This is a genomic window from Blautia sp. AM29-29 (assembly GCF_003480555.1).
Taxonomy (GTDB): Bacteria; Bacillota; Clostridia; order Lachnospirales; family Lachnospiraceae; genus Fusicatenibacter; species Fusicatenibacter saccharivorans.
This window is the reverse complement of record NZ_QUJD01000002.1, coordinates 71,026-96,925: the sequence shown is the minus strand read 5'-3', so window position 1 is coordinate 96,925 and position 25,900 is coordinate 71,026. Positions and strand designations below refer to the sequence as shown.

Genomic DNA, 25,900 nt, shown 5'->3' with positions numbered 1-25,900 from the left:
GCTTTTTAGTCCGGAAAAAGAGTAGAAAAAAAGGATTCCCACTCGCGGGAATCCTTTTTTGTATACTTTGTATTACTCGATAATCGTACCTGTTTTTCCCTGGAATCCGGCGAGTGCAGAATCAATGGAAGTGATGACTGCGGTACGGCCGATGCCTTTCTCGAGGAAAGAAACAGCTGCTTCCATCTTCGGCAGCATGGAGTTTTCTCCGAACTGGCCTTCTGCGATGTATTTCTTCGCGTCAGCAACGGTGATGTGCTCCAGCGGTTTTTCGTCCGGGGTACCGTAGTTGATGGAAACGTTTTCCACGCTGGTCAGGATCATCAGCATGTCTGCGTTCAGCATTTCTGCCATCAGGCCGCTGGTGAGGTCTTTTTCGATGACTGCGGATGCACCCTTTAACTCTTCATTCTGCGGGAGAACCGGGATTCCGCCGCCGCCTGCTGCGATGACAACCTGTCCGGCATCGAGAAGAAGACGGATGGAGTCGATCTCTACGATATCCTGCGGCTTCGGAGCAGCAACGATTCGGCGGTAGCCGTCCTCGGTTTTCGTTACGTAGTTTCCTTTTTCTTCCTCTGCGTCAGCCTCCTCTTTGGTAAGCGTACGGCCGATCAGTTTGACCGGATTGTTGAAGGCATCGTCGTACGGATCTACTTCAACCTGTGTAAGAATCGTGGATGTGGTTTTGAAGATTCCTCTGCGGAGAAGCTCAGCACGGATGGCGTTCTGCAGGTCGTAGCCGATGTAGCCTTCGCTCATAGCGGAGCAGACAGACATCGGGGCTGCGCTGTAGGCGGTGTGCATTTTGCCGAATTCATTCATCGCCATGTGGATCATGCCGACCTGCGGCGCATTGCTGTGGGTGATGACAACATCAGCACCGGCAGCAACGAGATCTGCGATTACTTTTGCGGAACGTTTTACGGCTGCTTTCTGTTCCGGCAGCGTCGTTCCAAGAGCTTTGTGTCCTAGTGCAACAACTATTTTTTTTCTTTTCATTGGAAGATACCTCTCTTTGCAGTTCATAGATTTTGATACGAAAAAACCAGGCATCAATATAGAACTATTATAAAGTTTATGGGGGCAAAAATCAAGAAGAAACCGACATTGCGCACATTGAAATGTTTTTCGGACTATGGTATTCTATAAAAGTATCTGAGTCGTAGGGATTTGAAACGTGAAAGGGAGGTCCCGGCATGAAAAACATGCGCACGTTACAAAAACGGATCGCATATCAGCTCCAGCAGGGCAGTCTGGATGCGGAAGTTACAGGAATCACATGCGACAGCAGAAAAGTACAGCCGCAGAACGTGTTTGTCTGCATCCGCGGAAACAGGATGGACGGGCACGTATATGCAGAAGAAGCAGTCGAGAGGGGCGCTGCTGTCCTGGTTGCGGAGCGGGAACTGGAAGGGATTCCGGAAAAGGTAACCGTACTCGTAGTAAAGGACAGCAGAGAAGCACTCGCACAGCTTTCCTGTGCCTGGGAGGACGATCCGGCGCAGCACCTTGTGACAATCGGAGTGACCGGCACGAAGGGAAAGACGACGACTGCATATATGATTTACGAAATCCTGCGAAAAGCAGGGATCCACGCAGGACTCATCGGAACGATCGAGACGAGGATCGGGGAAAAAAGCATTCCGTCAGAAAATACAACGCCGGAGCCGGTTGTGCTGCAGAAGCTGTTTTCTGAAATGATGCGGGAGGGCTGCACCCATGTTGTGATGGAGGTTTCCTCGCAGGCGGAAAAACAGCACCGGTGTGATGGAATTACGTTTGATTACGGTGTGTTCACCAACATTGGAAACGACCACATCGGCGCCGGGGAGCATGCATCGTTTGCAGAATATCTGTCCTGCAAAAAGAAGCTGCTTCGCACCTGCAGAACCGGAATTGTAAACCGGGATGACAAAAGGTTTCCGGAGATCATAAGGCAGAGCACCTGCCGTCTGGTGACATTCGGATGCAGGGAAAAAGCTGATTTTATGGCAGCAGATGCAGCACTCGATCAGGCGCCCGGCGTGCTCGGTGTCTCATACCGGGTGCAGGGCGCAGCGGATTTTCCGGTACGGGTAGATCTGCCGGGTCTGTTTTCCGTTTCCAACTCGCTTGCCGCCATTGCGGTCTGCGCGCAGATGGGAATCCCGGAAAAGGCGATGCAGGAGGCACTTTCCGCAGTCCGCGTCCGTGGGCGGTGTGAGGCAGTTCCGGTGTATCCGGAAATGACGCTTCTCATTGACTACGCACACAATGCGATGAGCCTCGAAAGCCTGTTAAAGACACTGCAGAAGTACCATCCGAAGCGCCTGATCTGTCTCTTCGGCTGCGGCGGAAACCGCGCGCGGGACCGGAGATTCCAGATGGGAGAGGTGTCGGGGCGTCTGGCGGATCTGACCGTCATCACCTCGGACAATCCGCGGGATGAGGAACCACAGGCGATTCTGGACGATATCCGGACGGGAATCGGGAAGACAGAAGGCGCTTTCGTTGAGATTGCAGACCGTAAGGAGGCGATCCGGTATGTGATCGAAAACCGGCAGCCGGGCGATCTCGTGGTGCTCGCGGGAAAAGGCCACGAAACGTATCAGATCCGGAAGGGGAAACGGTACGAGATGGATGAGCGCGTGCTGATCCGGGAAATACTGGAAGAAAGTAAGGGGAATGTATGAGCAGCGTTTACGCTGATGTAATCGTAGACATCACAAATGAAAAACTGGACCGGACCTTTCAGTACAAGGTTCCGCCGGAACTGACAGGGGAGATCAGTCCGGGAACGGCGGTACAGATTCCGTTTGGAAACGGAAACCGCACGATCACCGGCTATGTGCTTTCCGTCGGAAACGAGCCGAAATATCCGCAGGACCGGATGAAGGCCATCCTCGCGGTACAAAAGGATGCGGCGACCGTAGAGACGAAGCTCATCGCGCTCGCCGCGTGGATGCGTCATACGTACGGATCGACGATGATCCAGGCGTTAAAGACGGTGCTTCCGGTCAAAGTAAAGGCGCGCGGGAAAGAAACCCGCGAAATTGCGCTTCTTGCAGATCCTGCGAGATGTGAGGAGCTGCTGGAAAACTACAGAAAGAAAAATTATAAAGCGAGAATCCGTCTCTTAAACGCGCTGCTGGCCCAGCCGGTTCTTCCAGGGCCGGTTGTGAGCAAGAAACTGAAAATCACGGCAGATACGCTGCACGTGATGGAAGAGCAGGGCGTGTTGGAAATCCGCCGTACGAGCACCTGGAGAAATCCGGTATCTGATGCGGCAGGAAGAACAACTGCGGGAAAACCAAACGAACAGCAGCAGGCCGTGGTGGACGGCATTCGAAAGGAATGGGAAGGACAGAACCGCCCCTGCCTGATCCGCGGTGTGACGGGAAGCGGCAAAACGCTCGTCTATATGGAGCTGATGGAGCGAGTGCTGAAGGAAGGAAAACAGGTGATCGTGCTGATCCCGGAGATTGCGCTGACGTATCAGAACGTGGAGCGGTTCTGCGCACGGTTTGGAACAAGGGTCACGGTGGTCAACTCGCGGATGACACCGTCCGAGCGCGCCGACCAGATGGAGCGCGCGCGGCGCGGGGAGGTCAGTATTATGATCGGTCCGCGTTCCGCACTCTTTGCACCGTTTCCGGATCTGGGGCTGATCGTAATCGATGAGGAGCATGAAACCTCCTATAAAAGTGAAGTGACGCCGCGCTACCATGCAAGGGAGACCGCTGTGCGCCGTGCCGGGCTGGAGCATGCCCATGTGGTGATGGGTTCGGCAACGCCGTCGGTGGATGCTTCTTACGCCTGCGAGACGGGAGCGTACGCGCTGTTCCGGATGGATGCGCGGTACGGAAATGCAGCACTTCCGTCCGTATGGATCGCGGATATGCGGGAAGAATTACAGATGGGAAACCGTTCGATTCTGTCCGGAAAACTGCGGGAAGAGATCGAAAAACGGCTTGAAAAAAAGGAACAGGTTGTACTGTTTCTGAACCGCAGAGGCTATGCGGGCTTCGTCTCATGCCGTGCATGCGGCCATGTGATGAAATGCCCGCACTGCGATGTATCACTGACAGCACACAATAACGGAAAGCTCGTCTGCCATTACTGCGGTTATGAAACACCGCAGGTACATGCGTGCCCGTCGTGCGGTTCCCCGTACATCGGCGGCTTCCGTGCCGGCACACAGCAGATCGAGCAGAACGTGAAAAAGCTGTTTCCAAAGGCACGCGTTCTTAGGATGGACGGCGACACGACAAAAACGAAAAACAGTTATGAAGAAATCCTGTCCTCATTTGCGGCGGGGGAGGCCGATATCCTGATTGGAACCCAGATGATCGTAAAAGGCCACGATTTCCCGAATGTCACGCTGGTGGGAGCGCTGGCGGCGGATCTCTCCCTGAATGCAGTCGATTACCGTGCCGGGGAGCGTACGTTCCAGCTGCTGACGCAGGCAGTCGGCCGCGCCGGAAGAGGCGAAAAGCCGGGAATGGCAGTCATTCAGACGTACCATCCCGAACATTACAGCATTCAGACGGCGGCAGAGCAGGATTACGGGACATTTTATGAGAAAGAAATGGACTACCGCCGTCTGATGGGATATCCACCGGCGGCGGAGCTTCTGGCGATCCACGGAGCCGGGGAGGATGAAGCGCATCTGACGCAGGCGATGGAATACATTCGCAGATATCTCATCCGCATCCGGGGAAACCGCGAAGTCCAGATCATCGGCCCGGCAAGTGAGGCAGTGTCGAAAATCAATGACCTGTACCGCATGGCCGTGTATGTACGCGCGCCGCAGGAAGAGGTGCTGGCAGAGCTGCGGGAAAAACTGGAGCGGTATATCGAGATTAACAAAGGCTTCCGTACCGTTTATTTACAGTTTGACTTCAGCAGAAAGTATTAGTTTTTTCATACTATTTACACATAGATTATTTATAATAGAAGAGCAAAAGAAAGGAAAAGAATTATGGCAATCAGAGAAATCAGAGTCGTAGGCGACCGCGTATTAACGAAAAAATGCAGACCGGTGGAGAAGATGACACCAAGAATCAGCGAGCTGATCGACGACATGTTTGACACCATGTATGAGGCAAACGGTGTCGGCCTTGCCGCACCGCAGGTCGGCATCTTAAAGAGAATCGTAGTCATGGATGTGGATGGAACCCCACATCTTCTGATCAATCCGGAAATCCTGGAGACTTCCGGAAGCCAGACAGGAGCAGAAGGCTGCTTAAGCCTTCCGGGAAAATCCGGTACAGTAACCCGTCCGAATTACGTAAAGGTAAGAGCGCTGGACCGCGACATGCAGCCGTTTGAACTGGAGGGAACCGAACTTCTTGCTCGCTGCATCTGCCACGAGTGCGATCACCTCGATGGACATATGTATACAGAAAAAGTAGAAGGCGAACTCTGGGACAACACGTACGATGAGTATGAGGAGTACGAGGACGAAGAGTAAGTCTTAAAATAAAGGAGATGACTTCAGATGAAAGTGGTATTTATGGGAACCCCGGATTTCTCCGTGGGAACACTTGAGGCACTCGTGGAGGCCGGTTATGAGATCACAGGCGTTGTGACCCAGCCGGACAAACCGAAGGGCCGCGGAAAACAGATGATGCCGACACCGGTGAAAGAGGCAGCCGAAAAACACGGCCTTCCGGTCTATCAGCCGCGCCGCGTGCGGGATGCAGAGGCGATCGAGGAGATTCGGAAAATGGAGCCGGATGTGATCGTTGTCGTTGCATTCGGCCAGATTATTCCAAAAGAGATTTTGGACATGCCGAAATACGGATGCATCAACGTTCATGCATCCCTGCTTCCGGCTTACCGCGGAGCAGCGCCGATCCAGTGGGCTGTCATGAACGGCGATGAAGTGAGCGGCGTAACCATTATGAAGATGGATGAAGGCCTCGACACAGGCGATATGCTGACGAAAGTGGAAGTTCCGCTTGCAGCAGATGAGACCGGCGGCAGTCTCTTTGACAAGCTCGCTGCAGCCGGAGCAAAACTTCTGGTGGAGACACTTCCAAAACTTGAAAAAGGCGAAGTGACACCGGAAAAACAGCCGGAGATAAGCACCACAGAGTATGCGCGGATGATCAAAAAAGAAGACGGAAAGATCGACTGGACGAAGAGTGCCGTTGAGATCGAACGTCAGATCCGTGCGATGAGCCCGTGGCCGAGTGCTTTTACAAAAGTAAACGGAAAGAACCTGAAAATCTGGGATGCCAAAGTCATTGCCATGTTCGGCGGCGATCTGTTCTCGAAAATTCCGGGACAGAATCCGACGAAGAGTGCCGGAAAAGTCTGGGTGGCAGATGAGACAGGCCTCCATGTAAAGACGGGAGACGGCATTCTGGTGATCGAGGAGCTGCAGCTCGAAGGAAAGAAACGGATGAAGACCGCCGATTTCCTGCGCGGCTATGCGATCGAGCCGGGTACCAGACTTGGCGAATAAAAGAGAAAAAGCAACCTGAAGTTAAGGCGGGGAACTGCACAGCGGTGTGATGGCTGCTGTGCCTGAGAAAAAAGGAGAAAAACGATATGGGACTTTTTTATGACAGTACGTATCTGCTGGTGATTCTTGCCGCACTGATTTCCATGGCGGTATCCGCCCGCATGAACACGATTTTCAGCAAATATCAGACCGTCCGCTCGTACAGCGGCATGACGGGACGCGAGGCGGCGATGCGCATTCTGCATCAGGCCGGCATCTACGATGTGACCGTCCGCCACGTATCCGGTAAACTGACCGATCACTATGATCCGCGGACAAAAACCGTGAATTTATCGGATGCGGTTTACGATTCAACCTCGGTCGCAGCGATCGGCGTCGCAGCGCATGAGTGCGGCCATGCCGTACAGCATAATACGGATTACGTGCCGCTGAAAGTAAGAAGCGCCATTGTTCCGGCAGCGAACCTTGGATCCCAGCTTTTCTGGCCGCTGTTCCTGATCGGACTGATTTTCAGCCTTCCAATGCTGGTGAAAGCCGGTATCTGGCTGTTTGTGCTGGCACTGGCATTCCAGGTGGTAACACTTCCGGTCGAGTTCGATGCGTCGAGAAGAGCATTAAAAATGCTCAGTGAGGGCGGTATGGTGACAGAGACGGAACACGACGGAGTCAAGAAAGTACTCTGGGCTGCAGCCATGACATACGTGGCAGCGGTGATCGGTTCTCTGCTGCAGCTGCTCCGGCTGCTGATTTTATCCGGAGCATTTAGGAGAAATGATGACTGATACAATCAATACAAGAGAGCTGATTATGAACATTCTGCTTGAGATGGACAGGGAGAAAACGCCCTGCCATCTTGCTGTAAGGGACGCCCTCGATAAATACCAGTTCCTGCCGCGGCAGGACCGTGCGTTTATCAAGCGGGTCTGCGAGGGAACCGTGGAATACGGCATCCAGAATGACTACATCATCAATCAGTATTCCAAAATCAAGATCAACAAATGCAAGCCGGTGATTCGTGCGATCTTACGGATGTCGGTGTACCAGATCCGTTTTCTTGACGCAGTACCGGATTCGGCAGTCGTCAATGAGGCGGTGAAACTGGCGGAAAAGAAGCATTTTTACAACTTAAAGGGCTTTGTCAACGGCGTTCTGCGCACGATCGTGCGGGAGAAAGATCATCTGCCGATGCCGAAGGAGAACAATACTACGCAGTATCTTTCCGTGAAATACTCCATGCCGGAATTTCTGGTTGAGGAGTTCGTATCCCAGTACGGAAAAGAAACGGCAGAAACGATGATGGCGGATTTCCTGAAAGAAAAACAGGTGACGATCCGTATCAACCGCTGGAACAATACGATCGAGGAGACGAAGAAAAGCCTGGAAAGCCAGGGGGCAGAGCTGGAAAAAGCGCCGTATCTTGGCGAGGCGTTCTATTTGAAAAACTTTGAGACGATCGCATCACTGAATGCCTTCCAGGAAGGCCGGTTCCAGATTCAGGATGTGAGCTCCATGATGGCGGCGCATCTGGCGGATCCAAAGCCGGGTGACCAGGTGCTGGATCTCTGCGCGGCACCGGGCGGAAAGAGCCTCCATGCAGCAGATAAAATGAGAAATCAGGGATGCGTGGAAGCGCGTGATCTCACCGAATACAAGGTCGATCTGATCCGGGAAAATGTGCAGAGAGTAGGTGTTTCCTGCGTCGTGCCGAAGGTAAAAGATGCGGAACAGCTCGATGCGGAATGGATCGGAAAAGCGGACGTTGTGATTGCAGACCTGCCGTGCACCGGATACGGCGTCATCGGCAGAAAGCCGGATATCAAATATTACGCTTCAAAAGAAAAAGAAGAGGAGCTGGTACGGATTCAGCGGGCAATCCTTGCAAATGCCGCATCGTACGTAAAGCCGGGCGGCACACTGTTGTACAGCACATGTACCGTCAACAGAAAAGAAAACGGCGAGAATGCCGCATGGTTTCTGGAACAGTTCCCGTTTGAAGCAGTCAGTCTGGATGAACTGCTGCCGGATGAGCTGAAAAGCGGAGAAACGGCCGAAGGACAGCTGCAGCTGATCCCGGGGGTACACAAGACAGACGGATTTTTCCTTGCAAAATTCCGGAAAACAGAGGAAGGACGGGCGTAACAGATGGATATTAAATCAATGACCTTAGACGAATTAAAGGACGCCTGCCAGCAGATGGGAGAAAAGCCATTCCGTTCCAAACAGTTATACGACTGGATGCATCATCGTCTGGCGGGCAGCTACGATGAGATGACGAATCTCTCGCTTGCCTTCCGGGAAAAATTAAAGGAACAGTATCCGCTTACCTGTCTCGAAAAAGTGCAGGTGCAGGAGTCTAAAATCGACGGAACGAGAAAATACCTGTTCCGCCTTAGCGACGGCAACGTGATCGAGAGCGTCTGGATGAAGTACTACCACGGAAATTCCGTCTGCATCTCATCCCAGGTCGGCTGCCGGATGGGCTGCCGCTTCTGCGCGTCCACAATCGGCGGACTGGTGCGGTGTCTGACACCGTCGGAGATGCTGGATCAGATTTACCGGATTCAGGAGGACACAGGGGAGCGGGTCTCCAATCTGGTTGTGATGGGGACGGGAGAGCCGATGGATAATTACGACAATCTGGTGCGTTTTGTGCGACTGCTTTCCAGCCCGGAGGGTCTCAATATCAGCCAGCGGAATATCACGGTTTCAACCTGTGGAATTGTACCGAATATGTATAAACTGGCGGATGAGGGACTCCAGATTACCCTGGCACTTTCCCTCCATGCACCAAACGATGAGAAGCGCCGTGAGCTGATGCCGATCGCCAATAAATATTCCATTGATGAGGTACTTGATGCGTGTCGCAATTACTTTGCAAAAACAGGACGCAGGATTACATTTGAATATTCTCTTGTTGGTGGAAAAAATGACAGCGAGGCTGATGCAAAAGAGCTTTCCTCGCGTATTTCGGATATCAACTGCCACGTAAATCTGATCCCGGTCAACCCGATCAAAGAGCGCGATTACGTGAAATCAACGAAAAAAGTCGTAGAGAATTTCAAAAATAAACTTGAAAAATACGGAATTAATGTTACTATTAGAAGGGAAATGGGCGCTGATATTGACGGAGCCTGTGGACAGTTAAGAAAAAGTTTTATTGATAAATCAAACGAACAGCCGTAAAAAAGCGGCTGTCAATACAGGAGAAAAAGCATGAAGGTATTTTCTGCAACCGATATCGGACAGAAACGGACGATGAACCAGGATTTTGTGTTTGCCTCCGCCTCTCCGGTCGGAAACCTTCCGAACCTCTTTGTCGTTGCAGACGGCATGGGAGGCCATAACGCGGGCGATTTTGCTTCGCGTTACGGTGTTTCTGTACTGGTGGAATCTGTAAAAAGGGATACGAATTTCAACCCGGTGCGGATCATTCGGCATGGAATTGAAGCAGCAAACAGCCAGATTTTTGAGCAGGCAAAACGAGATATATCCATGGAAGGCATGGGTACGACGATGGTAGTAGCTACGGTTGTCGGCAACTATGCCTACGTTGCAAACGTAGGAGACAGCAGGCTGTATCTGGCAGCAGATGGCACGTTTGACCAGGTGACGCAGGACCATTCCCTGATCGCAGAGATGGTGCGCCTTGGAGAACTCACTCCCGAGCAGGCGCGGAATCACCCGGACAAAAACATTATTACCAGAGCAGTAGGCACACAGGATACCGTAAAGATTGATTTCTTTGACATTCAGCTTGAAGAGGGCAATCAATTGGTGATGTGCTCGGACGGCCTTTCCAACATGGTAACGGATGAGGAGATTTTCGAACTCATCTGCCGAGAAGACGGTGAGGACAAGGCGAAACGTTTAATTGATAAAGCAAATGCAAATGGCGGCAGAGACAATATCGCAGTCATTGTCGTTGAACCATTTACAAACGAGGTGAAAGAATGTTAAAAGAGGGCGTTATTTTAGGAGAACGATATGAGATCATAAGCCGGATCGGTTCCGGCGGTATGGCTGATGTCTACAAAGCAAAAGACCACAAGCTGAACCGCATGGTGGCCGTCAAGGTTTTAAAACCGGAATTCCGGGAGGATAAAACCTTTATCCGCAAGTTCCGCACGGAGGCACAGGCCGCAGCAGGACTGTCCCATCCGAATATTGTAAACGTGTACGATGTCGGGGAGGACCGCGGCGTTTACTATATCGTCATGGAGCTTGTCGAGGGAATTACTCTGAAGGATTACATTGACCGCAAAGGAAAACTGAGCGTAAAAGAGGCAACCAGCATCGCCATTCAGGTTTCCCTTGGTCTTGAAGCAGCACACAACCGCAATATTGTACACCGCGATGTCAAACCGCAGAACATCATCATTTCCACAGACGGAAAAGTAAAACTTTCCGACTTTGGTATTGCAAAGGCAACTTCTTCCAATACGATCAGTTCGAACGTTATGGGAAGCGTACATTACAGCTCTCCGGAGCAGGTGCGCGGCGGATATTCGGACTATAAGAGTGATATCTATTCCCTTGGTATCACCATGTACGAGATGGTAACCGGAAGAGTGCCGTTTGACGGCGACACCACCGTTGCCATCGCAATCAAGCATCTGCAGGAGGAGATTGAATCTCCATCCAAATATACCCCGAACCTTCCGTTCGCACTGGAGCAGATTATCTTAAAATGTACCCAGAAGAGCCCGGACCGCCGTTACAATAACATGGCGGAGCTGATCGACGACTTGAAGCATTCGCTGATGGAGCCGCAGGGCAATTTCGTAAAAGTAACTCCGTTAAGCTCTCACGCCGAGACTGTTATGGTATCCGCAGAGGAGTTAAGCCAGATCCGTTCCGGCGCAGCAGCAAAGGCAAATGCGCAGACGGCAGAGGAGCCGGCCCGCAAGCGCTACAGCAAGATCGAGGATGAGGAAGAGGACGAAGATTACAGCTACGAGGACGAAGAAGACGAGGATGAGGACGAAGAAGAGGATGACCGCGATTCCTACGATGAGGATGACGACGATTCCTACTACGACGATGACGACGACGATGACAAAGCCGGAAACAAACTCGAAAAGATCATCACAATCGGCGGTTTTGCGATTGCAGCCATCATCATCTGCATGCTGATCTACTTTATTGCACAGGCAGCCGGCATTGTCGGCGGAAAAGGACCGACCGCAGCCTCTTCCAGTTCCGCATCATCTTCGAGCAGCACGGAAGTTGTTTCTTCCAGCAGCAAAGAAGAGGAAAAAGTAACCGTTCCGGATCTGACCAATAAAACCGAGGCAGATGCAACCACACTGGCAAACAGCCTGAAACTTGGTGTGGTCAACGGCGGAACCGAGGCATCGGATGTCATTGAGGCAGGAAAGATCTGCCGCCAGGATCTGAAACCGGGAACGAAAGTCGATAAAAATGCAACGATTACGTATTATGTAAGCTCCGGAAAAGAAACCGTAACGATTCCGACCGGCATTGTGGGAACACAGAAAGACGCTGCAAGCGCTGCTCTGACCCAGCTTGGACTTCAGGTTTCTACCACAGAGGATTTCAGCGATACCGTTGCCGAAGGATACGTAATTTCCGTTGATCCGGCCGAAGGAAGCCAGGTTGCACCGGAATCCACCGTTACCCTCGTTGTCAGCAAGGGATCAAAGGACGCGGAAGAAATTGCAATCCGTGATGTAATTGGTCTGGATGAGGAAACTGCAAAATCAATCCTGAGCGATTTCAATATTATTGTAAAAACAGGAACCAGCAGCAAGGTGGCCGAGGGTGAAGTCATGGAGGTTGACCCGGCAATCGGAACCAAAGTGAAGAAAGGTTCGGACGTTACGATTTATGTCAACAGCCCAAGTGCACAGCCAACGACGCCGGATGAGAATACACCGACCCCGACACCGGCCGAGCCGGGCGCAAATACCGCTACGGATGTTACCTGGTCCTGCAGCCAGACCTTAAGTGCGCCGGATCAGTATCAGGGTGGTATTGCAAAAATTGAGCTGATCCAGGATGATGGAAACGGAAACGAAACCTCCATCACCATCATGGACGGACAGGCCATTACGAGCTGGCCGTATTCTGTCAACACCAACTGGAGTGCTTCATCGTCTGCTTCTTCTACCGGAAGAATCGTCTTCTATGAGATGGATTCGAGCGGAAGTTATCAGGCAATTGCACAGTACCCATCGGTTCCGTTGAGTGAAGGGTGAGTATGACAGGAAAGATTATGAAAGGAATTGCCGGATTCTACTACGTAGACGTAGAAGAATCCGGCATTTATGAGTGCAAAGCAAAAGGAATTTTCCGAAAGGAAGGCCAGAAACCGCTCGTCGGAGATCTTGTGGAAATCGAGATTCTGGATGAAGCGGAAAAAACAGGAAATATGACCCGGATTCTGCCGCGAAAAAATGAACTGATCCGTCCGGCAGTGGCCAATATCGATCAGGCGCTTGTGATTTTTGCGCTGGAAAATCCGACCCCGAACCTGACGCTTCTGGACCGTTTTCTTGTGATGATGGAACAGCAGAACGTTCCGACGGCAATCTGTTTCAATAAAAGAGATCTTGCGGGGGAAGATTACACAGACCATCTGCGAAGCGTCTATGAGAACTGCGGTTACCGTGTCTTTACGGTGAGTGCAGCGAAAGAGCAGGGCATGCAGGAAGTGGAAGCATACCTGAAAGGGAAAACAACGGTGGTAGCCGGTCCGTCCGGCGTCGGAAAATCTTCGATCACAAACCGGATGCAGAAAGAAATCCAGATGGAGACCGGAGAGATCAGCAAAAAGCTGAAAAAAGGAAAACACACGACGCGCCATTCCCAGATGATCCCGATCGACCATGAGACGTATCTGTGCGATACGCCGGGGTTCAGCTCGCTTTATACAACCGATATGGAAAAAGAGGAGCTGAAAAACTTTTTCCCGGAATTTCATCCGTACGAAGGAAAATGCCGTTTCCTCGGCTGCATCCACGGAAAAGAGCCGGGCTGTGCCGTCAAAGAGGCACTGGAACAGGGAAATATCAGCAAAGAAAGATTTGAAAACTATACCATGTTCTATGAAGAACTGAAAGAACAGGAAAAGAGGAGATACTAGCATGAGCCGAGTATATCAGTTGGCACCTTCTATTTTATCCGCAGACTTCAACCGTCTCGGAGAACAGATCCAAAGGGTAGAGAAAGCAGAGTGCCGGTGGCTTCATATCGATATTATGGATGGAATGTTTGTACCATCCATTTCGTTTGGAATGCCGGTGGTAAAGTCGATCCGAAAAGAAAGCAGTCTGTATTTTGATGTTCATATGATGGTAAAGGACCCGGAGCGGTACGTAGAAGAATTTCAAAGCTGCGGGGCGGATATGATCACGGTTCACGCGGAGGCATGCCGCGATCTGGCAGAAACCGTGAAAAAGATTCATGAAACAGGCGCAGATGCCGGAGTTGCCGTAAATCCGGATACGCCGCTTTCTGCGGTTACGGACGTGATGGATCAGGTAGAAATGATTCTGATTATGAGCGTTTATCCTGGCTTCGGCGGCCAGAAGTATATCCCGGAGTCGACGGAGAGGATCCGTACGCTCCGCAGAATGCTGGATGAAAAGGGACTGGAGCATGTGCACATTCAGGTCGATGGCGGCATCAACCGCGCGACCATCGATGAAGTCCTTGCGGCAGGTGCCAACATCATCGTGGCAGGCTCTGCTGTATTTGGCAGCAACATCGAGCAGAACGTGCGCGAGCTGCAGGAAAAAATTTCTTTATACAGCAAAAAGGCAGAATAAGATACAAAAAGACAGAAAAAAGAGGCAGGGAAACGTGAGAACATGTATTATTTCGGGAGGGATGATCGAACCGGATTTTGCCTTCCCATATCTTCAGAAACAGCAGTTTGATATTATCCTGGCAGCAGACCGGGGACTGGAGTTCTGCTACCATTACCAGATTATGCCGACGTATATTCTGGGAGATTTTGACAGTTTATCTCCGGAGATTTTAAATTATTACAAGGAGAACCATGTCGCACCGATCCGGGAATTTAATCCCATGAAGGACAATACGGACACGGACATCGCATTTCAGCAGGCGATTGTTCTGGGAAGCAGTGAAATCACGATCCTCGGAGCAACAGGAGGAAGACTCGACCATTTCTTAAGTATTGTGCAGAACCTGAAAACGGCATGGGAGAAGAAAATTCCGGCTTACATCGTGGACAGCCGCAATCTGATTACGATTCCGGTGGAAACTTCGTTTGAAATCCGGAAAGAAGATCAGTTCGGAAAGTACGTTTCGTTCTTCCCGCTGGAAAAGGAAGTCGCATCCATCACCCTGGAGGGCTTCGCCTACCCGCTCGACCATCACTATCTGCCGAATACTTCGGGTGGTCTGTGCGTGAGCAATGAGATCGTCGAGGAGACCGCGCATGTATCGTACGAGGGCGGCATTCTTCTGATGGTACAGTCAAGAGATTAAAATCCATTGAAATCAAAGAGCCCGTGTGCTATAATTTATAGTTGCATTGGGCTCTTTTTGTGCATAAAAAGAACCCGAACAGAAAAAGAAGCGAAAAATAAAAACAAAGGAGATATAGATTACTATGAAATTAGGTATCGTGGGCCTTCCGAACGTCGGAAAAAGTACACTTTTCAATTCCCTGACCAAAGCAGGAGCAGAGAGCGCAAACTATCCGTTCTGTACCATTGACCCGAATGTCGGCATCGTGCCGGTTCCGGACAAGCGTCTGCAGCAGCTCGGAGATTTCTATCAGTCCAAGAAAGTAACACCGGCTGTCATCGAGTTCGTTGACATCGCAGGTCTTGTAAAAGGTGCATCCAAAGGAGAGGGACTTGGAAACCAGTTCCTTGCCAATATCCGTGAGGTAGACGCTATCGTTCACGTTGTCAGATGCTTCGAGGATCCGAACGTTATCCACGTAGACGGCAGCATTGATCCGCTCCGTGATATCGAGACCATCGACCTTGAGCTGATCTTCGCCGACCTTGAGGTACTCGAGCGCCGTATTTCCAAAACTGCAAAATCTGCAAGAATGGACAAAGAGGCAGCAAAAGAGCTCGAATTCCAGGAGCGTCTGAAAAAACTGCTCGAGGACGGAAAAGATGCCATCCTGATGGAGCTGCAGAACGAGGACGAGGAGAAATGGATCGCAGAGTACAACCTGCTGACCAGCAAACCGGTCATCTACGCAGCAAACGTAGCAGAGGATGATCTCGCTGACGACGGCGCAAACAACTCCTATGTACAGTCCGTCCGCGAATATGCAAAAGAGCACAACAGCGAAGTATTCGTTATCTGCGCCGAGATCGAGGCAGAAATCTCCGAACTCGAAGAGGATGAGAAAAAAATGTTCCTCGAGGATCTTGGTCTTACCGAGTCCGGCCTGGAAAAACTGATCGCAGCAAGCTACCGTCTGCTCGGCCTCATGAGCTTCCTTACAGCAGGAGAGGATGAGACCCGTGCATGGACCATCAAAGTCGGAACAAAAGCACCGCAGGCAGCCGGAAAAATCCACACCGATTTCGAGCGCGGATTCATCAAAGCCGAGGTTGTCAATTATCAGGATCTGCTCGACTGCGGTTCCTACGCAGGAGCAAGAGAGAAAGGCCTTGTGCGTATGGAAGGAAAAGATTACATTGTCCGCGACGGCGATGTCATCCTGTTCCGTTTCAACGTTTGATAAGTAATAATAAGAGAGAATATAAGTTATGGATATGGAAATTAATTTTCCCAATCTCGGGATCTATCTCGACCATGTGGGAAAAAACATCAGTATTTTCGGATTTTCCATTGCCTATTACGGCATCGTGATCGTAACCGGTATGATGATTGCGATCTGGATTGCCCAAAGAGAGGCAAAGCGGACGGGGCAGAACCCGGAGCAGTACCTCGATCTTGCGATGATCGGCATCGCAGCCGGTATTCTCGGGGCGCGGATTTACTACGTTATATTTGCCTGGGACTATTATAAGGATGATCTTTTGAGTATTTTCAACATCCGCCAGGGCGGACTTGCCATCTACGGCGGTATCATCGGTGCCTGCATTGCGGTGGTGATTTACAGCAGAAAGAAGAAACAGAACTTCAGCCTTCTGATGGATACCGCGAGCATGAGCATCGTGTTCGGTCAGATTATGGGACGGTGGGGAAACTTCTTTAACCGTGAGGCATTCGGTGACTACACTAACAACCTGTTTGCGATGCAGCTTCCGGTTTCCGCGGTCCGTGCCAATGAAATCACACAGAAAATGTGGGATCATGTGGTGACGGTAAACGGCGTCGAGTATATTCAGGTGCATCCCACCTTTTTATATGAAAGTTTATGGAATGTGGGTGTCCTGCTTTTTCTTTTCTGGTTTCGGAAAAGAAAAAAATTTAACGGCGAAGTGTTCCTGATGTATCTGATAGGATATGGCCTTGGAAGAATCTGGATCGAGGGACTCCGCACCGACCAGCTTCTGCTTCCGGTGGTGGGACTTCCGGTTTCCCAGCTCCTTTCGGGGTGCCTTGTGGTGGGATGTACCATCTTGGTGGTATGGAAACGAAAAAAATTATCATCCGGTGGGGAGACAGCCCATTCTTAAGGATAAAACCAGTGAAAAAAACAGAATAAAAATACAGAAAAGGGGAAAACTGGCAAAAAAGGTTTTCTCTTTTTTTGATACAAAATTGGTATAAAAAAGGCGGAAAATGCGCATAAAAATGTTGCATTTTGGGGAAAATCTTAAAAATGAAATAGAAAAAAGACCTTGCTATTTTCCCTGAGTTGATATAGAATAAAAATATAAGTGGTAGAAAGTGGTGAAAAGTGGTGCGTTGTGGAGCGGATGTGGCAGTCCGGCTGCGGCGCGATACATGAAGTGGTGCGTGGGGAGACCGCCATTTCAGGTGATAAGAGGGTTTTCATTATGTTCATGGGAGAGTACAGTCATACGATTGACGCGAAGGGAAGATTGATCATACCGTCCAAGTTCAGAGAACAGCTGGGAGAAGAGTTTGTACTGACGAAGGGATTGGACGGATGCCTTTCCATTTACCCAAACGACGAATGGGCTGCCTTTGAAGAGAAGCTGAGAGCCTTACCACTTACAAACAAAAACGCCAGAACTTTTTCCCGTTTCTTTGTAGCAGGTGCTACGTCATGTGAACTGGACAAGCAGGGGAGGATTCTCGTACCGGCAACGCTGCGGGAATTTGCTGGTCTGGAAAAAGATGTAGTCCTTACCGGAAATATCAACCGGATTGAAATCTGGAGCAAGGAAAAATGGAACGAAAACAGCAATTATGATGATATGGATGCCATCGCCGAATCAATGGAAGAGATGGGCATTGTGATCTGATCTGTTTCGTTGGGATACAGGAGATGACCATGGAATTTTCGCATACATCAGTATTACTGAAGGAAACCATTGAAAACCTTAAGATAAAACCGGACGGAATCTACGTGGACGGGACGTTGGGAGGCGCTGGACATTCCAGTCATATATGTGAGCGCTTATCTGCCACGGGGAGATTAATAGGCATAGATCAGGACGAAGCTGCGATAGCTGCTGCGGGTAAACGCCTGGAACCATTTCAGAACCAGGTCACGATTATCCGCAGCAATTATTGCGATATGGTTCCGCGTCTTGCCGAAATCGGAGTCACCGGGGTAGACGGAATCCTGCTGGATCTTGGAGTTTCATCCTATCAGCTGGATAATGCAGAGCGTGGATTCACATACCGTGAGGATGTTCCGCTGGATATGCGGATGGATCAGAGAAATGCTCTTTCCGCGTACGAAGTCGTGAACGATTACAGTGAAGAGAATCTTTCGCGTATTCTCCATGAATATGGAGAAGAGCGTTTTGCAAGAAAAATTGCACACAATATATGCGTAAGCCGGCAGCAGGCGCCGATTCGAACAACTGGGGAGTTAATCGAAATCATCAAGCGCTCGATTCCGGCAAAAATAAGGGCGACGGGCGGCCATCCGGCCAAGAGAACCTTTCAGGCAATCCGTATCGAAGTGAACCAGGAACTTACCGTTCTGTCGGAGTCACTGGACGGCATGATTGATCTCTTAAATGACGGTGGAAGACTTTGTGTCATCACCTTTCATTCTCTGGAAGACCGTATCGTAAAAAACATTTTCAGAAAAAACGAGCATCCATGTACGTGTCCGCCGGAATTTCCGGTCTGTGTATGCGGAAAGAAGTCCAAGGGAACCGTAGTAACTCGGAAACCGATCTTGCCGGGAGAAGAGGAAATGGAAACAAATCCCCGTTCCAAGAGCGCAAAACTGCGCGTCTTTGAACGAAAAGTGTGACGGCTCGGCACGAAGGAGACAGAGAAGTTATGGCCAGACGGGCAGATGGAAGGGTAAATTCGACAGATAGAACGAAACGTTATACGCCAGATACGTTTGAGGACGGAAGTGCGGTACGGCGTCTTGCAGCACAGCCGCAGGAAGCACCAAAAGAAGCACGGCCTCTGAAATCGGGTGTGAGCAGCCAGACAAGAAGAAACCGGGCACGGGCGACACAGATCAGCGCGGGCTACGCTGTTTTTCTTGCCATTGTCTGCACACTGTGTATCGCGGCGTGTGTTGCGTATGTCAAGTTGCAGACCGTGGTTACCACGCAGGCGGAAGACATTACCAGCAAAGAAAAAGAATTGAGCGATCTGAAGGCGGACAATGACGCCTATTACAATACAACGGTTGCCTCCGAAGATCTTGAGGCAGTCAAAGAAGCAGCACAGAACCGGCTCGGCATGAAATATGCAGATGAGTCCCAGGTAATTTATTTCGATGATTCAGAAAACAGCTATGTGAGACAGTATCAGGATGTTCCGGATGCGAAATAGGTGAAAACGTGAGTAAACAGAAAAAAAATAAAAAACGAAGCGGGGCATTCCGGAGACGGAAGACAAGTGGGCGTATGAGCAGAAAACTGGTAGCACTCTTTTTGGGAGTGATGCTGGTTTTTGTTGCTTTAGCGATTGACATTACGTATGTGAATGCCACAAAGGGAGAAAAATACGAAAGACAGGTTTTAAGCCAGACGCAGCAGTCCTACGACAGCAGGACAATTCCATTCCAGCGGGGAAGTATTACCGACCGGAACGGAACGATTCTGGCAACGAGTGAGAAGGTTTACAACGTTATTCTCGACTGTAAACTTGCCAATACGACGGTAAAAGATGAAGAAAAGAACGATACCCATCCGTACGTCGATCCGACCGTAGCAGCACTGGTTGAATACTTCGGACTCGACGAGACGGATATCCGGGATCGTCTGACCGGCGAAACGACAAAAGAAAGCCAGTACCAGGTTCTCGCCAGAGAGGTCTCGATGGACGCGAAAAAAGCGTTTGAGGCCTATGTGGACGAGTACGCGGACAAAAAGAACAAGGAGCTCGATGAGAACGAGCAGGCGGAAAAAGCATACCGTGCCAACATCCGCGGCGTCTGGTTCGAGGAATCCTACCACAGAACGTATCCGTTAAATTCACTTGCCTGCGATCTGATCGGCTTTACGTATTCAGGAGACACGGCAGACTGGGGAATCGAAGGGTATTATTCCAGTATCTTAAATGGCGTGAATGGCCGCCAGTTCGGCTATTACAACGAAGATGCGGATATGGAACAGACGATCATCGAGGCGCAGCCGGGCAAAAACGTGGTTACGACGATTGATGTAAATATTCAGAAGATCATCCGCACGGCGATCGAGAATTACAATGAGCGGATTCATGTCCAGAACGGCGCGGACGAATCGGACACTGAGACGAACCGTCAGACAAAAGCGGCAAAGAATATCGGCGTTGTCGTGATGGATCCGAACAATGGAGAGATTCTTGGTATGGATTCTTCCGACTGGTATGACCTGAACAATCCAAGAGATCTGACACCGTTCTATTCGCAGGAAGAAATTGATGCGATGAACGATAACGAGACAATGGAGGCTTTGAGTGCCATCTGGAAAAACTACTGTATTTCCGATGCATATGAGCCAGGTTCCACGGCAAAACCGATGAACGTGGCGGCGGCATATTCCCTCGATGTAATCGATGATGATACCCTGTTTGACTGTGAGGGGTTTGAGACGATTGCAGGGCAGATGATCCGCTGCGGAGCTTATCCGGGAACACATGGCGTACAGACACCGGCCGATGTACTGAAAAACTCCTGCAACGCTGGTATGATGCAGATCGGACAGAAGATGGGAGCAGCGGAATTTCTCCGCTATCAGGATATTTTCGGTTTCGGCAGTCTGACAGGAATTGACCTGCCGGGTGAGGCGTACGGCCTGGTTCACACGGAGGATACTATGGGACCGACCGAGCTTGCAACGAGTACATTCGGACAGGGCTATACCGTGACGATGGTACAGCAGGCAGCTGCGTTTTCCTCTCTGATCAACGGAGGCAATTATTACCAGCCGCATGTGATGAAGACGATCACGGACAGCACAGGAGCTGTTGTTGAGAGCAATGAGCCGAATCTGGTGCGTCAGACGGTTTCCGCGGAAATCAGCGATAAAATGAGAAGTTTCCTCCAGGGAGTCGTGACCGATGGAAGCGGCCAGAGTGCAAAGGTTGCCAGTTACACGATGGGAGGAAAAACAGGTACTGCACAGAAGTATCCGCGAGGCAATGGAAAATATCTCGTTTCCTTTATCGGATTTGCACCGGTAGAAAACCCGAAAGCTGTTGTTTACGCGATTGTGGACGAGCCGGATGTAGAAAATCAGGCGAACAGTGTGCTGGCACAGGAGATCGTAAAAGAGATCTACACAGAACTGCTGCCGTATTTGAACGTATTCCCGGATGATACGGACGGTGTGACGGGCGAAGGCTCCGAGACCGGAACGGATGATCCAAACGTAGCGGCACCGGTGCAGGAAGACGATACGGAAAACAGTGCTGAAAACAGTAATATCGAGAACGGCGGTCTGACAAACGCCGAGCTGGATCTCATCAATGAAGAGTAAAAAAACATAAAAAACAAAAGACATAACCCCATAGCAGTTTCCATATAGTGTTATCATAATGGATTCGGCTATGGGGTATTCTATGCGTAAAAACAAAACGTATCACCGGAAAAAGACGGTTCTTCTGTGGGTACTCTGCATGGGAATGATGGTCGGACTTGCCGGGCGGCTGGTGTATCTGTGTGTGTTCCGGTCCGTCTATTATTCCGAGAAGGCGGATGATCTGCACGAGCGGGAGCGCGGGATCAAGGCGGCGCGCGGCCGGATTCTTGATGCAAACGGGGAAGTTCTCGCGGCAAACCGCACGGTCTGTACGATTTCCGTGATCCACAGCCAGATTGAGGAGCCGGAGGCGGTGATCGCGATGCTGGTAAAAGAGCTTGGAATTTCGGAGGAGACGGCGCGGAAACGCGTGGAGAAGCGGTCTTCAATCGAGCGTGTCAAGACGAATGTGGACAAGAAGACGGGTGATACCATCCGGTCGTACGGATACGCGGGGGTAAAAGTGGATGAGGATTTCAAGCGGTATTACCCCAAAGGGAAGCTGGCGTCGCGCGTTATCGGCTTCACCGGAGGCGATAATCAGGGCATCATCGGACTGGAGGTGGAATATGAGGAAATTTTAAAAGGAATCAACGGAAAAATCCTGACGACAACGGATGCGCGCGGGATTGAGCAGAACGGCATCGGGGAGAGCCGCCAGGAGCCGGTGGCGGGAAGGGACTTAAAGGTCAGCCTGGATGTCAATATCCAGGCGTACTGCCAGCAGGCGGCGGAAAAGGCGATGGCAGAAAAACAGGCGGACAGCGTCTCGATTCTTCTTATGAATCCGCAGAACGGAGAAATCTATGCCTGTGTCAATGTGCCGGAGTTCGACCTCAACGATCCGTTCACGCTGCAGCAGGATACAACGGGACTTTCGGAAAAAGAAATTCAGGATCTGCTGAACCAGATGTGGCGGAATGCCTGCATCAACGATACGTACGAGCCGGGATCTACCTTTAAGATCATCACGATGTCGGCGGGACTTTCGGAGGGCGTTGTGTCGCCGAACGATTCGTTTTTCTGTCCCGGCTACAAAATCGTGGAGGACCGCCGGATCCACTGCCACAAGCGGACGGGACACGGAGCCGAAAACTTCGTGCAGGGCGCGCAGAACTCGTGCAACCCGGTGTTCATTGAAGTGGGGCTGCGGCTCGGTGTGGAAAAGTTCTGTGATTACTTCCGGAATTTCGGTCTGATGGAAAAGACGGGGATCGATCTGCCGGGCGAGGCATCGACGATTATGCACAAGGAGGAAAACATCGGAGAGGTTGAGCTTGCGACGATGGCATTCGGCCAGTCCTTCCAGATCACGCCGATCCGCCTGGCGGCGACGGTCTCTGCGCTCGTCAACGGCGGAAAAATGGTGACGCCGCATGTCGCAACGGATGTGCTCGATGAAGAAAGAAATGTTGTAAAGCATCTGAATTTTCCGAAAAAAGAAGGGGTTCTTTCGGAAGAAACTTCCAGGACGGTGCGCGAAATTCTGGAAAGCGTCGTTTCAGAAGGGTCTGGAAAGAATGCGTACATCGAGGGATATTCCATCGGCGGAAAGACGGCAACTTCGCAGACACTTCCGCGGAGCGCCAACCGCTATATTTCCTCATTCCTCGGCTTCACCCCGGCGGAGCATCCGACGGTGCTGGGGCTTTGCATTATCCGCAATCCGCAGGGCGTCTACTACGGCGGAACGATCTGCGCGCCGGTGATCCGCGATATCTTTTCCAATGTACTTCCGTATCTCGGTATTGGGCACAATTCTCAGGAAACCTGAGAATTGTGTCCTTCGCAGCCCTCATTTAAAGTTTTGCTTCGCAAAAGGAGGGCTGCTCACACCTGAATCACTTTCTTACGCAGCGAAACAGCAAGTGTTTCACTGCTGAGCGAACCGTAACTTGGATTATAAAAGAAGGTTGCGAAACAGAACAAAAAGCTATATACTGAATAGGCTGGAGAAAATATTTTGACATGCCTGTTCCGTACACAATCCGTACAAAAAGGAAGAGGTGCGTCTATGAAAAGAGAAATGATCCTGCCGGTTCTTCTTTCCTTTGGCATCAGCCTGGCGCTGGGGCCGGTTCTGATCCCGTTTCTGCGAAAAGTCAAAGCGGGGCAGAAGGAGCGGGAAGAGGGTGTGCCGAGCCACCAGAAAAAAGCGGGAACCCCGACGATGGGCGGCGTGATGTTTCTGGCGGCGTTTACCGCAGTTTCCCTCCTTTTCCGGAAAGAGGGAGCGGAAGTGGTTCCGGTGCTGTTTCTGACGCTTGGTTTTGGCCTGATCGGCTTTCTCGATGACTATCTGAAAGTCGTGCTGCACCGCAGCGACGGGCTGTACCCGAAGCAGAAAATGGCACTGCAGGCAGTGATTACAGCAGTCTTTCTGTGGTATTTGGCGCGTTTTTCCGGAATTTCCCTCCGGATGCGCATTCCGTTCTTTCCAGGCAAAGAGCTGGACGCAGGGATTTTTACGATTCCGTTTCTCGCCTTTGTGATTCTTGGAACGGTCAACGGTGTCAACTTTACCGACGGCCTTGACGGGCTGGCGGCGAGTGTGACGATTTTAAATGCTGTTTTCTTTTCCGTGGCATCGATCGGCCTCGGAAACGGTGTTTCCCCGTCCCCGCTTGCGGTTATCGGGAGTCTGCTGGGGTTTCTGGTATTCAATGTATTTCCTGCCCGCGTCTTTATGGGCGATACAGGAAGTCTGGCACTCGGCGGTTTCGTCTCGGGAATGGCGTGTTTCTTACGTCTCCCCTTATTTCTGCCGCTTGTGGGATTCATTTATATGATGGAGATTCTCTCTGTGATCCTGCAGGTGTCATTCTTCAAACTGACGAAGGGAAAACGGATCTTCAAGATGACGCCGATCCATCACCATTTCGAGCTGATGGGCTGGTCGGAGACACAGATTGTGACGGTGTTTGCTACAATCACAGCGATACTATGCCTGATCGCATTGATGGGGCTTTAAAATATGGAGGTAATCAAACATGATTTTCACAGGAAAAAAAGTACTGGTTTTCGGAACCGGAAAGAGTGGAATTGCAGCGGAGGAGCTGCTGCACAAGAAAGGTGCTTCTGTCGTTCTTTACGATGGAAATGACAAACTCGAAAAAGAAGAAATCTTAAAAAAATTAGAGAGCCGTGACAGCGTGGAAGTTGTCTTAGGCGAGCTCCCGGAGGAGATGCTCGACAGCCTTGATCTTGTCGTTTTAAGCCCGGGTGTTCCGACGGATCTGCCGGTTGTCCTTAAAATGAAAGAAAAAGAGATCCCGGTCATCGGTGAAGTGGAGCTGGCGTATCAGGTAAGCCGCGGAAAAGTGCTTGCGATTACCGGTACTAACGGAAAGACCACCACAACATCGCTGCTCGGCGAGATCATGAAAGCATATCAGCCGGAAGTAAAAGTGGTCGGAAACATCGGAACCCCGTACACATCCGCGGCACTCGACACGACAGATGATACCGTAACGGTTGCCGAGATCAGCAGCTTCCAGCTGGAAACCATCAAAGAGTTCCATCCGGCGGCAAGTGCGATCACAAACATTACCGAGGATCATCTGAACCGCCATCACACGATGGAAGAGTATATCCGCGTGAAAGAGTGTATCACCGAAAATCAGACGATGGATGATCTCTGTGTGCTGAATTATGAGGACGAAATCCTGCGCCCGTTCGGCGAGAAACTGATGGCAGAGAAGAAAGTACAGGTGATGTACTTCTCGAGTCTGCGTGCGTTAAAGGACGGCATCTATTATCAGGACGGCGAAATCCGCATTGCAAAGAACGGCGAGACGGAGCTTCTGACCAGAACCGACGACTTAAAACTGCTCGGCCTACATAATTTTGAAAACGTCATGGTTGCTTCTGCGATGGCACTTCATGCAGGCGTGCCGATGGAAACTGTCCGCAAAGTCATTCAGGAGTTTGCAGGGGTAGAGCACCGCATCGAGTATGTCTGCGAGAAGGACGGCGTGGCATATTACAACGATTCCAAGGGAACGAATCCGGATGCGGCCATCAAAGGCATCCAGGCGATGAACCGCCCGACTCTGCTGATCGGCGGCGGCTACGACAAGCAGTCCACCTACGAAGAGTGGATTCAGGCATTCGATGGAAAGGTACGTTTCCTGGTTTTGATCGGAGATACGAAAGAGAAGATCGCAAAAGCGGCAAGAAACGTCGGATTCAACGACATTATCATGGCAGACAACTTAAAAGAAGCCGTACAGATCTGCCACGACAAGGCAAATGCAGGGGATGCGGTTCTTCTTTCCCCGGCCTGCGCAAGCTGGGATCAGTTTAAGAGCTATGAGCAGCGCGGTGAGCTGTTTAAGGAGTACGTAAGAGCACTGTAAAAACGTCATATCAGGAAACTATCCCGCATAAGCTGAAAAAGAGCGAACGG

General features: G+C 50.8%; 22 protein-coding genes. 21 read left to right on the top strand and 1 reads right to left on the bottom strand.

The annotated features are described in order from the left end of the window. Positions 1-72: 72 nt before the first annotated feature. Positions 73-1,002: a carbamate kinase gene (arcC, locus tag DW769_RS02120; protein ID WP_118749897.1), complete on the bottom strand. Its 930-nt coding sequence runs from the start codon at positions 1,000-1,002 to the stop codon at positions 73-75. A gap of 197 nt (positions 1,003-1,199) precedes the next feature. On the opposite strand from arcC, the gene DW769_RS02115 reads away from it, so the two are divergent. The 21 genes from DW769_RS02115 (at position 1,200) to murD (ending at position 25,850) form a co-directional block, all read left to right on the top strand. Next, entirely contained in the window at positions 1,200-2,675 is a 1,476-nt protein-coding gene (locus DW769_RS02115) for a UDP-N-acetylmuramoyl-L-alanyl-D-glutamate--2,6-diaminopimelate ligase (RefSeq protein WP_118749896.1), read from the top strand. Then, on the top strand, positions 2,672-4,900 hold the full coding sequence (gene priA, locus DW769_RS02110) for a replication restart helicase PriA (protein ID WP_118749895.1): 2,229 nt from the start codon (positions 2,672-2,674) through the stop codon (positions 4,898-4,900). Before DW769_RS02115 ends, priA begins: the two co-directional genes overlap by 4 nt. Before the next feature lie 63 nt (positions 4,901-4,963). Beyond that, positions 4,964-5,455 carry a peptide deformylase gene (gene def, locus DW769_RS02105; RefSeq protein WP_055219778.1) on the top strand — a complete coding sequence of 164 codons (492 nt, stop codon included), beginning with the start codon at positions 4,964-4,966 and terminating at the stop codon, positions 5,453-5,455. 27 nt (positions 5,456-5,482) lie between these two features. Continuing rightward, positions 5,483-6,454, top strand: coding sequence for a methionyl-tRNA formyltransferase (fmt, locus tag DW769_RS02100; RefSeq protein WP_055219781.1), 972 nt, complete (start codon positions 5,483-5,485; stop codon positions 6,452-6,454). A gap of 86 nt (positions 6,455-6,540) precedes the next feature. Beyond that, entirely contained in the window at positions 6,541-7,236 is a 696-nt protein-coding gene (locus DW769_RS02095; RefSeq protein ID WP_022463149.1) for a zinc metallopeptidase, read from the top strand. Then, positions 7,229-8,593 (top strand): 16S rRNA (cytosine(967)-C(5))-methyltransferase RsmB, encoded by a 1,365-nt coding sequence (gene rsmB / locus DW769_RS02090; RefSeq protein ID WP_117509650.1) that lies wholly within the window; start codon positions 7,229-7,231, stop codon positions 8,591-8,593. Before DW769_RS02095 ends, rsmB begins: the two co-directional genes overlap by 8 nt. Before the next feature lie 3 nt (positions 8,594-8,596). Further along, the gene (gene rlmN / locus DW769_RS02085; RefSeq protein ID WP_117509649.1) at positions 8,597-9,637 is read left to right on the top strand and encodes a 23S rRNA (adenine(2503)-C(2))-methyltransferase RlmN; all 1,041 of its coding nucleotides are present in this window, start codon (positions 8,597-8,599) and stop codon (positions 9,635-9,637) included. 30 nt (positions 9,638-9,667) lie between these two features. Further along, entirely contained in the window at positions 9,668-10,411 is a 744-nt protein-coding gene (locus DW769_RS02080) for a Stp1/IreP family PP2C-type Ser/Thr phosphatase (protein ID WP_022463152.1), read from the top strand. Continuing rightward, positions 10,405-12,672 (top strand): Stk1 family PASTA domain-containing Ser/Thr kinase, encoded by a 2,268-nt coding sequence (gene pknB / locus DW769_RS02075; protein WP_117509648.1) that lies wholly within the window; start codon positions 10,405-10,407, stop codon positions 12,670-12,672. The genes DW769_RS02080 and pknB overlap by 7 nt, the downstream gene beginning before the upstream one ends. A 2-nt stretch (positions 12,673-12,674) precedes the next feature. Beyond that, positions 12,675-13,559, top strand: coding sequence for a ribosome small subunit-dependent GTPase A (rsgA, locus tag DW769_RS02070; protein WP_055219788.1), 885 nt, complete (start codon positions 12,675-12,677; stop codon positions 13,557-13,559). A 1-nt stretch (position 13,560) separates the two neighbouring features. Further along, positions 13,561-14,244: a ribulose-phosphate 3-epimerase gene (rpe, locus tag DW769_RS02065; RefSeq protein ID WP_117509647.1), complete on the top strand. Its 684-nt coding sequence runs from the start codon at positions 13,561-13,563 to the stop codon at positions 14,242-14,244. Between the two features lie 34 nt (positions 14,245-14,278). Continuing rightward, positions 14,279-14,932 (top strand): thiamine diphosphokinase, encoded by a 654-nt coding sequence (locus DW769_RS02060; protein ID WP_147326103.1) that lies wholly within the window; start codon positions 14,279-14,281, stop codon positions 14,930-14,932. A gap of 124 nt (positions 14,933-15,056) precedes the next feature. Beyond that, complete coding sequence (ychF, locus tag DW769_RS02055) at positions 15,057-16,154, top strand: redox-regulated ATPase YchF (protein ID WP_022461456.1); 1,098 nt, start codon at positions 15,057-15,059, stop codon at positions 16,152-16,154. A 28-nt stretch (positions 16,155-16,182) separates the two neighbouring features. After that, positions 16,183-17,058, top strand: coding sequence for a prolipoprotein diacylglyceryl transferase (lgt, locus tag DW769_RS02050; RefSeq protein WP_022461071.1), 876 nt, complete (start codon positions 16,183-16,185; stop codon positions 17,056-17,058). 324 nt (positions 17,059-17,382) lie between these two features. Continuing rightward, on the top strand, positions 17,383-17,814 hold the full coding sequence (mraZ, locus tag DW769_RS02045) for a division/cell wall cluster transcriptional repressor MraZ (protein WP_022461070.1): 432 nt from the start codon (positions 17,383-17,385) through the stop codon (positions 17,812-17,814). A gap of 29 nt (positions 17,815-17,843) precedes the next feature. Next, complete coding sequence (gene rsmH, locus DW769_RS02040; protein WP_055265773.1) at positions 17,844-18,782, top strand: 16S rRNA (cytosine(1402)-N(4))-methyltransferase RsmH; 939 nt, start codon at positions 17,844-17,846, stop codon at positions 18,780-18,782. A gap of 29 nt (positions 18,783-18,811) precedes the next feature. Next, entirely contained in the window at positions 18,812-19,321 is a 510-nt protein-coding gene (locus DW769_RS02035; RefSeq protein WP_022461068.1) for a hypothetical protein, read from the top strand. A gap of 74 nt (positions 19,322-19,395) precedes the next feature. After that, positions 19,396-21,450: a peptidoglycan D,D-transpeptidase FtsI family protein gene (locus tag DW769_RS02030; RefSeq protein WP_117509645.1), complete on the top strand. Its 2,055-nt coding sequence runs from the start codon at positions 19,396-19,398 to the stop codon at positions 21,448-21,450. Positions 21,451-21,532: 82 nt separating this feature from the next. Further along, positions 21,533-23,266: a peptidoglycan D,D-transpeptidase FtsI family protein gene (locus tag DW769_RS02025; RefSeq protein ID WP_117509644.1), complete on the top strand. Its 1,734-nt coding sequence runs from the start codon at positions 21,533-21,535 to the stop codon at positions 23,264-23,266. A 240-nt stretch (positions 23,267-23,506) separates the two neighbouring features. Beyond that, the gene (gene mraY, locus DW769_RS02020; protein WP_117509643.1) at positions 23,507-24,463 is read left to right on the top strand and encodes a phospho-N-acetylmuramoyl-pentapeptide-transferase; all 957 of its coding nucleotides are present in this window, start codon (positions 23,507-23,509) and stop codon (positions 24,461-24,463) included. 19 nt (positions 24,464-24,482) lie between these two features. Next, on the top strand, positions 24,483-25,850 hold the full coding sequence (murD, locus tag DW769_RS02015) for a UDP-N-acetylmuramoyl-L-alanine--D-glutamate ligase (protein ID WP_118749894.1): 1,368 nt from the start codon (positions 24,483-24,485) through the stop codon (positions 25,848-25,850). The last annotated feature ends 50 nt before the right edge of the window (positions 25,851-25,900 follow it).

Bases quoted from the DNA above. Each gene is read 5' to 3' on its own strand.
- priA (WP_118749895.1), top strand. From the start codon at position 2,672: ATGAGCAGCGTTTACGCTGATGTAATCGTAGACATCACAAATGAAAAA.
- lgt (WP_022461071.1), top strand. From the start codon at position 16,183: ATGGATATGGAAATTAATTTTCCCAATCTCGGGATCTATCTCGACCAT.
- rsgA (WP_055219788.1), top strand. From the start codon at position 12,675: ATGACAGGAAAGATTATGAAAGGAATTGCCGGATTCTACTACGTAGAC.
- mraY (WP_117509643.1), top strand. From the start codon at position 23,507: ATGAAAAGAGAAATGATCCTGCCGGTTCTTCTTTCCTTTGGCATCAGC.
- arcC (WP_118749897.1), bottom strand. From the start codon at position 1,002: ATGAAAAGAAAAAAAATAGTTGTTGCACTAGGACACAAAGCTCTTGGA.
- DW769_RS02025 (WP_117509644.1), top strand. From the start codon at position 21,533: ATGCGTAAAAACAAAACGTATCACCGGAAAAAGACGGTTCTTCTGTGG.
- rpe (WP_117509647.1), top strand. From the start codon at position 13,561: ATGAGCCGAGTATATCAGTTGGCACCTTCTATTTTATCCGCAGACTTC.
- DW769_RS02035 (WP_022461068.1), top strand. From the start codon at position 18,812: ATGGCCAGACGGGCAGATGGAAGGGTAAATTCGACAGATAGAACGAAA.
- rsmB (WP_117509650.1), top strand. From the start codon at position 7,229: ATGACTGATACAATCAATACAAGAGAGCTGATTATGAACATTCTGCTT.
- ychF (WP_022461456.1), top strand. From the start codon at position 15,057: ATGAAATTAGGTATCGTGGGCCTTCCGAACGTCGGAAAAAGTACACTT.
- pknB (WP_117509648.1), top strand. From the start codon at position 10,405: ATGTTAAAAGAGGGCGTTATTTTAGGAGAACGATATGAGATCATAAGC.
- rlmN (WP_117509649.1), top strand. From the start codon at position 8,597: ATGGATATTAAATCAATGACCTTAGACGAATTAAAGGACGCCTGCCAG.
- def (WP_055219778.1), top strand. From the start codon at position 4,964: ATGGCAATCAGAGAAATCAGAGTCGTAGGCGACCGCGTATTAACGAAA.
- DW769_RS02080 (WP_022463152.1), top strand. From the start codon at position 9,668: ATGAAGGTATTTTCTGCAACCGATATCGGACAGAAACGGACGATGAAC.
- DW769_RS02115 (WP_118749896.1), top strand. From the start codon at position 1,200: ATGAAAAACATGCGCACGTTACAAAAACGGATCGCATATCAGCTCCAG.
- fmt (WP_055219781.1), top strand. From the start codon at position 5,483: ATGAAAGTGGTATTTATGGGAACCCCGGATTTCTCCGTGGGAACACTT.
- DW769_RS02095 (WP_022463149.1), top strand. From the start codon at position 6,541: ATGGGACTTTTTTATGACAGTACGTATCTGCTGGTGATTCTTGCCGCA.
- rsmH (WP_055265773.1), top strand. From the start codon at position 17,844: ATGGAATTTTCGCATACATCAGTATTACTGAAGGAAACCATTGAAAAC.
- DW769_RS02030 (WP_117509645.1), top strand. From the start codon at position 19,396: ATGAGCAGAAAACTGGTAGCACTCTTTTTGGGAGTGATGCTGGTTTTT.
- murD (WP_118749894.1), top strand. From the start codon at position 24,483: ATGATTTTCACAGGAAAAAAAGTACTGGTTTTCGGAACCGGAAAGAGT.
- mraZ (WP_022461070.1), top strand. From the start codon at position 17,383: ATGTTCATGGGAGAGTACAGTCATACGATTGACGCGAAGGGAAGATTG.